Source organism: Thalassotalea agarivorans (assembly GCF_030295955.1).
Taxonomy (GTDB): domain Bacteria; phylum Pseudomonadota; class Gammaproteobacteria; order Enterobacterales; family Alteromonadaceae; genus Thalassotalea_D; species Thalassotalea_D agarivorans.
In genome coordinates this window covers 1299423-1313257 of the sequence record NZ_AP027363.1, presented here as the reverse complement: position 1 = coordinate 1313257, position 13835 = coordinate 1299423, and the positions used below count along the sequence as shown (strand labels likewise).

Here is a 13835-nt window from a genome sequence, read left to right as displayed (position 1 = left end):
ATGCCAAACCAATAATAAACTTTATTTTCAACAACTTAAGCAAAAAGGAAAATAAAAATGAGTAAATTGACCTTTCTGTAATAGCCAATTTACCCACTATTTAGCCAAATTTTAACGCATATGTACAAGCATATTTGACGGCGATTCTAAGTAAGACTTCCATAAATTACAGAATCTCGCTATCGTGCCACCATCAATTACACGATGATCACCCGACCAACTTACTTGCATAATTTGACGTGCTTGAACATCGCCATTTTCGTCAAAACGAGGCAGTTTTTGCGTTTTACCCAAGGCAACGATTGCCACTTCAGGCTTATTAATAATCGGTGTCGCCACCGTACCGCCTAACGCGCCAATGTTTGAAATTGATATAGTGCCGCCTTTAAGGTCTTGTGGGCTTACTTTACCCGCACGAGCTTGTTCTGTCAGTCGAGTTATATCAATAGCTAAATCAATCACTGATTTGTTCTGAACCTGCTTAACATTGGGCACCAACAAACCGACTTTTGAGTCGACAGCCATGCCAATATTATGGTCATCAAAATACGTCAGCTCAGTACATTCGTCATTGACCTGTGCGTTGAGAATTGGAAATTCGGTGATTGCCATAGACATCGCTTTCATAAAAAACGGCATCAACGTCAGTTTAATATCTTGCTTCGCATACGTTTCTTTAAGAGACGTTCTTAAAGCAATAAGCTCGGTTAGATCAATCTCTTCACAATAAGTGAAATGTGGGATGGTTGAAACGGAATTAACCATGGCTTTAGCCATTGCTGCTTTAACGCCTTTAATAGGCTCAACACGTGTACCACCTTCTATACGTCCAGTGCTACTCGGCATTTCAGCTGCAGGTGATACTTGTTGATTGCCTTGGCTAAAGGCCAACACATCTTCTTTGTATACTCTGCCCTTTTTACCGCTACCTTGTACCTGCGAAATATCGATGTTCAATTCGCGGCAAACACGGCGCACAGCTGGCGATGCAATCGCCTTGCCTTGTGATACTGGCGAGCTAGTGTTTTCAGTCACTGTTTGAGGTGTTTCTACTGGCATTGTTGTATCAGTAGTTGTCTGCTCAACCAGAGCACCGTCGCGTGTGATTGAGAACAGCGGTTTGTAAACTTTGGCGATGTCGCCCTTTTTGTAGTAAAGCTTGTTGACAACACCGGCGTACATTGCCGGAATTTCAACAACGGCTTTATCTGTCATCACTTCTGCAACAACCTGATCTTCCTCGATGGTGTCGCCTTCAGCTACGCGCCATTCGACGATTTCACATTCAACAATGCCTTCGCCAATGTCAGGTAAAATAAAGTCTTCAGATACTTGCCCTGTATTAACAGGTGCTTTCTCAGCTGCTGCATTTTCAGTGGTGGCTTCGGCGACGTCTGCCGCTGCTGCATTATTTTCGCCAGCAACATCCATCGAAAACAAAGGTTGATAAACCTTCGCTATATCACCTTTGTTGTAATACAGCTTTTTCACTGTACCCGAATACATCGCGGGGATCTCTACCACAGCTTTATCGGTCATGACTTCTGCAACAACTTGGTCTTCGACAATGTCGTCACCTTCAGCCACACGCCATTCAACAATTTCGCACTCTACGATGCCTTCGCCGATGTCAGGTAAAATAAAATCTTTACTCATCAAAGCCCCCTAGTAATCCATGCTGCGTTTGATTGCTTCATACACTTTTAAGTGATCCGCCTGATATTCTTTTTCTAATGCAAGTGGGTACGGCGTATCTAAACCACACACACGAGCAATAGGCGACTCTAGGTGTAAAAAGCATTCTTGTTGAATCGTTGCTGCGATTTCACTTGCAAAACCAGCTGTCAGTGGCGCTTCCTGTGAAATCACAAAACGACCTGTTTTACGCACAGAGTTGGCGATTGTTTCTACGTCCCACGGCAATATTGAACGTAAATCTATCACTTCACATGAAATGCCGTCTGCTTCTGCCATATCTGCAGCTTTCTCGATAATCTCCATTTGTGCGCCCCACGCCAATAGCGTGACGTCACTACCCTGTTTAACAATTTCAGCTTTTCCAAGCGGTAATTGGTAATCTTCCTCAGGCACCTCACCAACGGCAGCGCGGTACAAACGTTTCGGTTCGAAAAACAACACGGGGTTGTCATCTCTAATGGCTGCCAACAATAAACCTTTGGCTTGATAAGGGTTTCTAGGCACCACGATTTTTAAGCCAGGCGTATGGGCGAAATAAGCTTCTGGGGATTGACTGTGATATAAACCGCCATGGATACCACCACCATATGGTGTGCGAATGGTTAAGCGACCTACGTCAAACTCATTACCACTTCTATATCTAAATTTTGCTGATTCATTCACGATTTGATCAAATGCAGGGAAAATATAGTCTGCAAATTGAATCTCTGCGATAGGTCTTGAACCTTGTGCAGCTAGACCATTAGCAAAACCTAAAATACCTTGCTCCACCAATGGCGTGTTAAAACATCTTGCTTTGCCGTATTTTTCTTGTAAGCCACTGGTTGCGCGGAATACACCACCAAAATAACCAACATCTTCACCAAAGCACAAGGTGCTATCATCTTCAGCCATTGCAATGTCGAGTGCATTGTTAATCGCTTGCAATAAATTCATTTGAGCCATTATTTGATCCTCCCTGATGTCACTGGATATGCATCGGGGTACTTCTTGATATGTGCTTTTAACTCGTTGAGTTGTTGTTCAAGCATCTCTGGTACTTGGTCATAAACATCTGAAACCAGATCTTCTAACGCAGGTTTATCGATTTTTTCAGCGACTTTAAGTGCAGCCAACACATCTTCACGCAACTGCTCAAATATTTCGCTATCTTGCTCTTCAGTCCACCATGATTGATTTAACATCCATTGCTTCATTCGTAAGATTGGATCGTGTGCTTGCCACTTTTCTTCCTCTTCCTTTGTACGATAGCCGGTAGGATCATCTGACGTTGAATGTGCACCTAAACGATAAGACATTGCTTCGATAACAACAGGCTTGCCTTCTTCAATGCAGTATTTTCTTGCTTCTTGTGTTGCTTTCAATACCGCAAGAATATCGTTGCCGTCGATACGCAGGGTTTTAATGCCATAGCCTACGCCACGAGAGGCAATACCATTTCCAGCGAACTGCTCTTCCGCCGGTGTAGAGATTGCATAGCCATTGTTTCGGCAGAAGAAAATAACCGGTGCTTGATGCACAGCTGCCATGTTCAATCCAGCGTGGAAATCACCTTCTGACGCAGCTCCCTCACCAAAATAGCAAATGGTGACCGCATCTTTACCTTGCATTTTCTGGCCATAAGCATAACCAGCTGCTTGTGGAATTTGTGTGCCAAGAGGAGAAGATATGGTCATATAGTTCAATTCATTTGAACCATAGTGGATAGGCATTTGACGCCCTTTACCTAAATCCTGCTCGTTGCTGAACAGTTGGTTCATAAACTGATCTAAGGTGAATCCGCGATACATCAATGCACCTTGTTCGCGATATTGCGCCATGATCATATCTTGATCCGCAAGACCGGCTGCACTGCCAACACTAGCGGCTTCTTCGCCTAGTGCTGCCATATAAAAGCTCACGCGCCCCTGGCGTTGGGCGGCAATCATACGCTCGTCTAATACGCGATGAAAAACGAGTGTTTTATAGATCCGCTCTGCAAGCGCTTGATCTATATCTGGTAATTCAGCACCTTCATAAACGGTGCCGTCTTGTTGTAATATTTTTAGGGTTGGAATATCGACCGAGTGTCCATCAATGAACGCTGGATGATGTGTTACCAGCCCTTCGTTATATTGTTCAGTGCTCATAACAAACTCTTTAATTGTTAGTAAAGCGGTTATTGCAGCTAATTAATGGTTTTATTTTTACAAGTATAGCTAGCTAACAACCTACTGCGAGCACAATAACGGTGGGGGGAAATGAAGACAAGAAAATGGCGCCGTATGCCTTCTTAAAAGTGCAAACGTATGTTTACACGAGTTGCTACAACGCCAATTTTGAAGATGAGGTTCTTTATACTGGCTCGATATCGGTCTTAACAACCGTTAATAATGCTCGTTGTCCTATCGCGACATTGGCATTGGGAAATATAATGGCTTCGCCATCTTGCTGAGCAACATGTTTTACGTCACCATCGGTTGCCAACAAGTCGCCTTTAGCAAATGGCGTAAAGTTTTTCACATCATCGTCAAAACTTAGTGAAAATGCTTCATGGTGACGGTTAATCGTTTGATGGATGGTAAAGATATTAAACTGACTCGCATCGTACGGTTTAAGCTGCATATCGGCGCCGCTAATAAGGCGTGCAAGCGTATTGTGCGCTTGTTCGAAATCCGACTGTTTGTTTTCTCCAAATGGCTTTACTTTGCCCAACTCAATGGTAAAGGCATCTGCATCAAACGTTGTTGATGAAAAATAGGAAAATGTTGTTGTGGTAGATTCCGATAACAACACCGTGTCGATGCCACAAGCCAGCAAAAACTCAAATTGGGATTTTTGCCAGGTTTTATCGCCGTGCAGTAAAGGATATACCGCAAACTTCTGGTGGTACGAACCTCTAATCGCTGTATGCAAGTCGTAATGAATATTATGGTTATTGCTACCTTGCTCAAAAAACTGCGTTACAACATCTTCCAACTGCTTCGCACGCTTTCTTTCCTTATTCACAAGTCCTGGTGCTTTACTGTGAGCCCCCATAAATAAACGATTCATATTCTCTTCGATAAAACGCGTGCCATTATTGATGGCATCAGGATTGCCGAATAAAAACAACGTGCGATGCGATAAATCAAGTTCACCTTTAAAGAGTGATTTAATAAGCGCATCACAAATTTCGATCGGCGCTGTTTCATTGCCATGTACAGCGCACGATAACACGATATCTTTTGCACTTTGGTTATCAACATGTTTGGTTACTGGATCGAAACTAATAATGCCGGTATCGGTTACGACTACATTGATGTCGTGTCCATTGGGAGAAATAACAAACTGCGCTTCGGGAAGAAAATCTGGATACTGGCGCGTTAAAGCTAAAAAGTCGTGTGATGAAGAAAGTCGTTCAATAACGTCTTGAGAATGCATAAGTACTTAAGCATGAAGAAATGATGGCGAAAGTTTACCCGATATTAACAACTAATGGTAGCTGAGGTGGGCTTAGGGCTACGAGTTAAAAGAAAAACAAATTCCTTTATCATGCTGTGAGCTTCGGGCTTTGTGCTGCGTGTTAACAGAAATCCTCTGTTCCTTGTCCCTTTAAGCAACGCGACCCTTAACTATAGCGAAGCGTACATGCCCCTTGCCCCATGCCCCTTGCCCCATGCCCCAAAACTTTTACACTTTTAAACATTTCTTCCACAGTAAATAACAAGAGACAGAGCTAAGATTAAACCACTTATCGAGAGTAGAAGCTTGTTAAGTAACTTTGTTAAATCCCGTTTATAGCTCGGCACCCCTCATTTCGCCGAGCTTTTTTTTGCCTGAAATATATGACCATCCATTACCACAAACAACTATCCCTTATCATTGGATAGCTGTTTTTGGGTGCTGTGAGCTACGGGCTTCGTGCTGCGAGCTAAAAAAATGTCCAGTCCCTTTGTCCCTGTTCCCTTAAGCAACGCGCACCTTAATTTTAGCGAAGCGAACATGCCCCTTGTTCCTTGCCCCTCGCTCCATGCCCCTTGTTCCCTGTTCCCTTAAGCAACGCGACCCTTAACTATAGCGAAGCGTACATGCCCCATGCCCCTTGCATCATGCACCATGACCCTTGCACCATGACCCTTGCACCATGCCCCGTGCACCATGCCCCGTGCCCCAAAACCTTTACACTTTTAAACATTTCTCCCACAGTAAATAACAAGAGACAGGGCTAAGATAAAACCACTTATCGAGAGTAGAAGCTTGTTAAGTAACTTTGTTAAATCCCGTTTTATAGCTCGGCACCCCTCATTTCGCCGAGCTTTTTTTTGCCTGAAATAAATGATTACTCATTACCGCAAACAATTACCCCTTATCATTGTATAACTGTTTTGGGTGCCGTGAGCTGCGAGCTATGTGCTGCGTGTCAAAAAAAACTCTGTTCCTTGTCCCCTTAAGCAACGCGCACCTTAATTTTAGCGAAGCGAACATGCCCCTTGTTCCTTGCCCCTCGCTCCATGCCCCTTGTTCCCTGTTCCCTGTTCCTTGTCCCCTTAAGCAACGCGACCCTTAATTTTAGCGAAGCGTACATGCTCCATGCCCCTTGCTCCATGCCCCATGCCTCTTCCCCCCTGTTCCCTGAAGCAACGCGACCCTTAACTTTAGCGAAGCGTACATGCCCCATGCCCCATGCCCCAAAAGCTCTTTACACTTTTAAACATTTAACCAACAGTAAAAAACATCATCTGCGCTTATACTTATTTCAACTTTTCAAAACACCCTTTTGAAATAGTGACTTTGTTATACTCTCCCTTGATTGTTAGGAATAATTCCTACGGCTCAGCTCCCAATAGCTGAGCTTTTTTTTGCCCAAAATTCATTCAGTTAAACAACCGACGTTATCATTGGATGTTGCTTCGTAGGTTTTCGGTATATACTCCAATGCGATTATTACAACTGAGTTAACCTGTATATGAAGAATAAGTTAATAAAAATGTCTTCCATTGCAGCGATAGTTGCCTTTGGCGTAACTGGCTGCAACCAAGAAGCAAATACACCTAAAACAACCGAAGCAGCATTAACAGCAGCCGATGCGATTGCTTTCGTTGAAAAAGTAGAGCAAGAAGCTGTGGCGTTAAACCTTGAAGGTGCGCGAGCGGCTTGGATTTACCAAAACTTTATCACTGATGATACGTCGGCCCTAGCTGCCGCGGCTAGCAAGAAAAGTACTGACGCCTATGTAAGGTTTGCTGTAGAAGCGGCAAAGTTTAATCAAGTAGACGTACCTGCAGATGTGCGCAGAAAGCTTGATAAGTTTAAGCAAGGGCTTGTCATGCCTGCTCCTCAAGATGAAGCTAAATCAGTAGAATTGGCGCAGATCAAATCACAAATGGGCGCCATGTACGGCAAAGGAAGCTATACCACAAAAGCGGGCGAAACATTAAGTTTGCCACAAATGAGTGCGAAAATGGCCACGTCTCGCGATTATGACGAGTTACTTGAGCTTTGGGCTGGTTGGCGCGAAGTAAGCCCGCAAATGAAGCCTTTGTATGAGCGCCAAACAGAGCTTGGCAATGAAGGTGCCCAAAACCTAGGCTTTTCTGATGTAGGCGCAATGTGGCGCAGTGGCTATGACATGGATCCCGATGCGTTTGCCGCTGAGCTGGACCGTATTTGGGGCCAAGTTAAACCGCTTTATGACGATTTACACTGCTATGTTCGCGATGAATTGTCAGAACAATATGGCGCAGATAAAATGCCAGAAGATGGCACTATCCCGGCTCACCTGCTTGGTAATATGTGGGCACAGCAATGGGGTAATATCTATGATTTAGTGGCACCAGAAAATGCTGATCCTGGCTACGATGTCACAAAACAACTCGCTGCACACAACTATGATGAAATCAAAATGGTTGAACAGGCGGAAACTTTCTTTACGTCGCTAGGCTTTGAACCACTACCACAAACTTTCTGGGATAGAAGTTTGTTTGTTAAGCCGCAAGATCGCGATGTCATGTGTCATGCGTCTGCTTGGAACCTAGATAGCAAAGATGATATTCGTATTAAAATGTGTATCCAAAAGACAGGTGAAGAATTTTCTACTATTCACCATGAACTGGGTCACAACTTCTACCAACGCGCCTATAAACACCAACCCGTCACTTTCCAAGGAAGTGCAAACGACGGCTTCCACGAAGCTATTGGTGACACAATCGCGTTATCTGTAACGCCGAAATATTTAAAACAAATCGGATTAATTGACGAAATTCCAGATGAGTCTAAAGACATCGGCCTACTAATGAAGATGGCATTAGATAAAGTTGCCTTTATTCCTTTCGGACTTTTAGTTGACCAATGGCGCTGGAAGGTCTTCAACGGTGAAATTACGCCAGAGCAATACAATGACGCTTGGTGGGAATTACGTAAGAAATATCAAGGTGTAAGTGCTCCTATCGCACGTGGCGCAGACGCTTTTGATCCAGGTGCAAAATATCATGTGCCTGCAAACACGCCGTATACACGTTATTTCCTAGCACATATCCAACAATTTGAATTCCACAAAGCACTGTGCGAAATTGCTGGTGACAAGGATGCTATCCATCGCTGTTCAATTTACGGAAACAAGGCAGCTGGTGAGCGATTAAATCAAGTATTAGAAATGGGCTCTAGCCAACCTTGGCAAGATGCCTATGTTGTCCTGACAGGCAAACCTGAAATGGACGCAACGGCGATAATTGACTATTTTGAGCCATTGCATGTTTGGTTGAAAGAGAAGAACCAAGGTAAGCAATGCGGTTTCTAGCATAAGCAAATAAAAGGAGAACATCAGTTCTCCTTTTTTATTGCCATACGATACCAGCTTCATCCAATAGGGATTTTACCTTATCAAGCTCAGCGTCGTAACGGCGCCAATTACCAATGTTTTTATCAGTAATACTGCTGCGCACTTGTACAGCGCTTGCGGTTGCTACCGCTTGTTTATTGCTGGCAATATCCAGACAGCTTGGATCCCATGATAAGCCACAAAATTGATAAATTTGACGCGATACACGCTCGGGATCTTGTACTAACTCTTCGTAGTTTACTGTTAAATAATTATCAGGGAACAATCGTTGCCAAAGCTGACTTAGTTTAACAAACTCAATGTAATAACGGGCACAGGATTCTAGCGAATAGGCATAGTTATAATAGGAATAGTTCACCGCAAATAGCTGCCTGTAATTACTAATAATGGTATCAAGCGGATTTCTCGCTAAACACAGCACTTTAGAATTAGGCAATGCGTTCAACATAAAGCCTGCATAAAGCACGTTTAATGGCATTTTATCGATAAAATGCTCATGACTACCAGTAAGTACGCGTGTCGAGTCAATGTATGCCTGACCTAATTCATCCAGTGACATATGACTTGCCGCATCAATGGTGGGTGGGTCAATGACATGGGGCGACTGACTTGCGCTAAGGCGTTTCAACAACTGCCCAAAATACTGCAACTCGCCTGCACTGCATACCTGCGGGTTATTACTAACAATACGCTCCAACAATGTTGTCCCTGTGCGAGGCATTCCCACAATAAAAATGGCTTCGCTATTCTCAATATTGCTTGCTTTAATCTTCCCTTCACCAAAAACCTGATGCAAGGAATCAAACATGTGCTGATCCGCCTCAAAGCTGTAGTTTAATGATGCAAGCTTATGTTGTTTAGCCTCAAAAAGTTCGCGGTAGGCACCAGCATAGTCGCCAGATGATTCATGCAGTCTAGCTTTAGCATGTGCAAGATACAGCTTGTCATCAGCTGATTTGGCGTTAATTTTTGCCAAGTTGTCTAAGGACAACACAGTTGACGTTGTGCTGCTTAAACTCGATAAAGACATATAAGCTTTGGCAAAATCTGGTGTTAACTTAATGCATTGCTCAAACGCCCCTTTTGCTTGTTCAAACTGACCTAAAAATTTATAGGTTGCACCAAGATTAAACTGAAACTGTGTATTGTCAGGTGACGCTAACACAACTTGTTGAAACAGTGGCAATGCGGCGTCATGCAAGCCCAACTGATTCAATACCACACCCAAAGTATCGAGCGTTAACGTATTTGTTGGATTTAATGCCAACGCCTTGTCTACCAGTGATTTAGCGTCTATGTGGCGATGCAACACAACATATTGGCGCGCAAGTTGCGCCATATATTCTGTATTGTCTGGTGACAGCTTTAACGCTTGTTCAATAAGCTGCGTCGCCTTTAACGCATTTTGATGTTGCGCGGCGATCATCGCTAATAAAAAATAACCATCAGCAAAGTACTTATCTTGCTGCAAAATCGCCATCACATTGTGATGGCAACCGGCATAGTCTTTTTTATTTAACGCAGCTATCGCACGTTTATGAAGAGTTGATATATCGTTCAAAATTGGACTACTGCTTGTAAACGACACCGTCTTTCATCACAAATGACACATTTTCTAGCGTCGTAATTTGTTCCAATGGGTTTGCATCAACAGCAATAATATCTGCGAAGAATCCTTCTTTGATTTGACCCAATGTTTTCTCTTGCTTTAACAATTTTGCGCTGTTTATGGTGGCTGCTTGCAATGCCTGTAATGGTGTCATACCAAACTTGGTCATGCGGCTCAACTGTTTGGCATTGTCTCCATGTGGGTAAATACCTGCATCAGTTCCCATCACCATGTTAACGCCTGCCTTAACCGCCTTAGAAAAGCTTTCCCGTTGAATACCGCCAACCTTACGCTCTTTGTTAAGGTTTTCTTCTGGTACACCATTTTCCTCACCCTTGCTTAGCGTGTATTCGGTGTTATAGATATCCATCGACAAGTAGGTGCCATATTTTTTGGCAAGTTTGATGGTTTCTTTGTCTAAAAAGCTCGCATGCTCTATAGAATCTACACCTGCTTTAATAGCAAATTGAATTCCTTCTGTTCCGTGGGCATGAGCTGCCACAGTTCTGCCATGTGTATGCGCTTCATCAACAATGGCTTTCATCTCTTCAAAGGTATATTGACGCTGACCAAGCTTAGTGCCTTTAGAAAATACACCGCCGGTGGCACAAAACTTAATCACATCAACTTGATACTTTACGTTTTGTCTAACTTTTAAACGCGCTGCCCACGGGCCATCTGCTACGCCTTGTGATTTTTCGTTAAAGGTGTGATTAAGTGCATTGGAATCGCAATGCCCGCCTGTAATACCTAACGATGGGCCTGAAACAAACATGCGAGGACCAGGTATTTCACCTGCATTAACTGCATTACGAAGTGCAACATCACGATAATCTGAAGCGCCTACGTTTCTAATAGTCGTTATACCGGCAAGTAAGGTTTTCTCGATGTTAACAACACCGCCAATAGTCGAACGATGCGGCGACTGAAAGTATGAGTCAAAATAGTTTTTTGACAGATTACGTACCACATGTGTATGCATATCCATCAAACCAGGCACTAAGTATTTGTCGGACAAATCGATTAACTTAGTTTGATCAAACGATGCTGGTTGATTGCTCGATATGCTAGTAATTTTACCATTGTCGACCACAATATATTGATCTTTTAATTGCTTGCCAGAGGCAACATCTAACACATAGCCGGCTTTGATCACGTGTTGGTTCGCCAATACAGGCAAGCTAAACAAGATAGCAAGCGACGATAATAAAAGCGTTAATTTTTTCATTATTTTTCCCTCAAAAAAAGGCATTGTAAAAACAATGCCTTTTAACCATTCACCTAAGATTTATAGGTCAAAGAAATATTCAAATCTTAAACCAATCTTTCTTGGTGTCACTAGATAATGACCATAGTTTCTTTGTAATGCTGGATCGTTACGTACGGTAATGTCACCAAAGTCACGGCGGACCGAGCTAAACGCATACTTGTCGAACATATTGTCGATGTATAACGTAACTGCCCAAGATTCATCTGAGAACTTAGCATTCAAGTTGCTTAATGCATAACCCGGCACAACTTCACCGAAGTTACGTAAACCAACTTTTGAAACATACTCATCTTGATAGGTTAAGCCGTATGTAACGTCTAGACCTTTATCTTCAAAGATTTCTGTTGAGTAAGTTAAACCTAATGAGAATTGATTCTCTGGAGAACCTGGTAAACGGTCGCCAGCAAATGCATCTAATGACGTATCGTTTGGATCACTTGGTACACCAAATAGGTATTGTGCATCTTCAGAAAGCTCTGCCTGCGTGTATGCATACGTTGCATAAGCAATTAACTCATCTGTGATAAGTGCACGTGTCGCAATTTCAATACCTTTAGATTCAGCTGCACCTGCATTTGACGTAATTGGTTGTTGACCGTTTACTGTTGCACCAGCTACTTGTGCATCATCCCACTCTACGTAGAATAGCGCTGAGTTAAAGTGTAGCTTGTTGTTAAACCAAGTACTCTTTAAACCAAATTCATAGTTGGTTGTTGTATCAGCCGTATAGATAACTTCATCTGGCAATGCACAGACGATTTGGTTGTCGATATCGTCGATATTGTCTGGACAGGCCGCAACACCGTTTGCACCACCAATTCTGAAACCTTCACTGATAGTAAAGTAAGTCAATACGTCTTCGCTCACTTGATACGACACATTGAACTTGAACAAGTTACCGTCGTCCTCTGCTTCATCTGTAGACAAGTCGATATTGATCTCATCTGGACCGTAATCACCGAATAAAGTGTAGAATAATGGTAAGTCGATACCTGATGTAGATTCAACGCTATAGTTGTAGAAACGTGTACCAACAGTAACTGATAGCGCATCGGTAATGTCGTATGACAATTCACCAAATAGTGCCATTTCTTCTACAACGTCATCACCTACAGAGATGTACTCTAGCGAATCAGGGCGTAGTTGGTTGGCAGCCCAATTATCTACTGCAAATTGGTCAAACCCTGGCGTGAACTCTTTTGAGTCGTTGAAGCCATCGAATTTGTTATAGAAACCACCAACAATCCAAGAAAGCGCTGAATCTGACGTAGATACTAAACGAATTTCTTGTGTAATGGTTTGATCGTCTTCTGTTTCACGCGTAAACGCAGAAAACGCTGGGAATTCTTCGTAGCTGTAATCAAGACGAATAAGTAAGTCAGTTTGGTCACGTTGACCGTCTGCTTGATGGTCGGTAAAGCCCGTTGCTGATGTTAATTCAGCAAAACCTAAGTCTGCAGTTAACTCTAAGCTAATTAAAGAATCTTCACGCGTAAACGGTTCTTCGTAACGATAACCAGACTCATACTTGCCCATGAACGCTGACAAAGGGTTTGTATCGCTTAAGCTACCGTAGTGTGTAATTGAGCGGCTGCCAATTTCTTGTTTTTGATAATGATACGACAACGTTGCATCGAACATTTCATTCGGTTGCCAACGAAGCATTACGCGTGCTGTCGTTGCTTTGTCAAAGTTAGCGTCTTTAACTTGCTTCAAGTTTGCCGCAACTTCGTCTGGGTTGTTCCAGTCTGGATCAGGAAGTGAAACACCGCTTTCTCTAACGACATAGTTGTAGTCGATAAAACCAGGCTCATCTAGGTGGTTAAACGCAACGCGCACACCTAATGTGTCTTCGATAATTGGTGTATTAACAACAAAGCCTGCTTCAGAACCTAGGTCATCACTTTGTGCAATATTAAAAATATCACCATAAACGCTACCAGAAGTTTCGTCTAATACAGGTTTTTTCGGCATGTAACGAATCGCGCCACCTAGTGTACCCGCACCGTATAATGTACCTTGTGGGCCAATAAGGACTTCTACTCGTTCGACGTCTAGAATCTTTAAATCGATTGCAAGTGGGATTTCACCCACGTAAGTTGCAACTGTACCACCATCAGCACCTGGGCCAGATGAGTTGGTGTTTAGACCACGCACGATAATTGGCGGTGCAGAACGACCACCTTGATCTTGTACGGTTAAACCCGGTACCCAACGTGCTACATCAGCAAGTTGCGTGATGTTTTGGTCAGCCATCACGTCGCCGTCTAGTGCGGTTACGTTAATTGGTGTTTCCTGGATAGTAGAGCTACGGCGAGAGGCAGTAACCTGAATTGTTTCTATACCTTGATCCTTGGCAGATTCTTCTTCTGCAGCGAGTGCCACTTGAGGTAAAGCAAGTCCTGTGCTTACCGCCAAGCATAACGCTGACTTTTTAAAGTGAGTATTTTTCATGTGAA

General features: G+C 43.2%; 8 protein-coding genes. 1 reads left to right on the top strand and 7 read right to left on the bottom strand.

The features are described 5' to 3' along the window. Positions 1 to 111: 111 nt before the first annotated feature. From QUD85_RS06170 to astE, 4 genes are all read right to left on the bottom strand, one after another. Entirely contained in the window at positions 112 to 1656 is a 1545-nt protein-coding gene (locus QUD85_RS06170) for a dihydrolipoyllysine-residue acetyltransferase (protein WP_093330021.1), read from the bottom strand. 9 nt (positions 1657 to 1665) lie between these two features. Then, positions 1666 to 2643 carry an alpha-ketoacid dehydrogenase subunit beta gene (locus QUD85_RS06165; RefSeq protein WP_093330019.1) on the bottom strand — a complete coding sequence of 326 codons (978 nt, stop codon included), beginning with the start codon at positions 2641 to 2643 and terminating at the stop codon, positions 1666 to 1668. Then, entirely contained in the window at positions 2643 to 3827 is a 1185-nt protein-coding gene (locus tag QUD85_RS06160; protein WP_093330015.1) for a thiamine pyrophosphate-dependent dehydrogenase E1 component subunit alpha, read from the bottom strand. The genes QUD85_RS06165 and QUD85_RS06160 overlap by 1 nt, the downstream gene beginning before the upstream one ends. A 205-nt stretch (positions 3828 to 4032) precedes the next feature. Continuing rightward, positions 4033 to 5100, bottom strand: a complete 1068-nt coding sequence (gene astE, locus QUD85_RS06155) for a succinylglutamate desuccinylase (RefSeq protein ID WP_093330013.1) — start codon at positions 5098 to 5100, stop codon at positions 4033 to 4035. 1525 nt (positions 5101 to 6625) lie between these two features. Between astE and QUD85_RS06150 the strand changes: the two genes are divergently transcribed. Further along, the gene (locus tag QUD85_RS06150; RefSeq protein WP_093330006.1) at positions 6626 to 8455 is read left to right on the top strand and encodes a M2 family metallopeptidase; all 1830 of its coding nucleotides are present in this window, start codon (positions 6626 to 6628) and stop codon (positions 8453 to 8455) included. 37 nt (positions 8456 to 8492) lie between these two features. Here QUD85_RS06150 and QUD85_RS06145 read toward each other — a convergent pair whose 3' ends face one another. The 3 genes from QUD85_RS06145 to QUD85_RS06135 are packed head-to-tail and all read right to left on the bottom strand — an operon-like array spanning position 8493 to position 13830. Beyond that, positions 8493 to 10058 (bottom strand): tetratricopeptide repeat-containing sulfotransferase family protein, encoded by a 1566-nt coding sequence (locus QUD85_RS06145; protein ID WP_093330002.1) that lies wholly within the window; start codon positions 10056 to 10058, stop codon positions 8493 to 8495. Between the two features lie 7 nt (positions 10059 to 10065). Further along, positions 10066 to 11334 (bottom strand): Xaa-Pro dipeptidase, encoded by a 1269-nt coding sequence (locus QUD85_RS06140; RefSeq protein ID WP_093329998.1) that lies wholly within the window; start codon positions 11332 to 11334, stop codon positions 10066 to 10068. A 60-nt stretch (positions 11335 to 11394) separates the two neighbouring features. Then, the gene (locus QUD85_RS06135; RefSeq protein ID WP_093329995.1) at positions 11395 to 13830 is read right to left on the bottom strand and encodes a TonB-dependent receptor; all 2436 of its coding nucleotides are present in this window, start codon (positions 13828 to 13830) and stop codon (positions 11395 to 11397) included. Positions 13831 to 13835: the final 5 nt, after the last annotated feature.

Bases quoted from the DNA above. Each gene is read 5' to 3' on its own strand.
- QUD85_RS06170 (WP_093330021.1), bottom strand. From the start codon at position 1,656: ATGAGTAAAGATTTTATTTTACCTGACATCGGCGAAGGCATCGTAGAG.
- QUD85_RS06165 (WP_093330019.1), bottom strand. From the start codon at position 2,643: ATGGCTCAAATGAATTTATTGCAAGCGATTAACAATGCACTCGACATT.
- QUD85_RS06160 (WP_093330015.1), bottom strand. From the start codon at position 3,827: ATGAGCACTGAACAATATAACGAAGGGCTGGTAACACATCATCCAGCG.
- astE (WP_093330013.1), bottom strand. From the start codon at position 5,100: ATGCATTCTCAAGACGTTATTGAACGACTTTCTTCATCACACGACTTT.
- QUD85_RS06150 (WP_093330006.1), top strand. From the start codon at position 6,626: ATGAAGAATAAGTTAATAAAAATGTCTTCCATTGCAGCGATAGTTGCC.
- QUD85_RS06140 (WP_093329998.1), bottom strand. From the start codon at position 11,334: ATGAAAAAATTAACGCTTTTATTATCGTCGCTTGCTATCTTGTTTAGC.
- QUD85_RS06135 (WP_093329995.1), bottom strand. From the start codon at position 13,830: ATGAAAAATACTCACTTTAAAAAGTCAGCGTTATGCTTGGCGGTAAGC.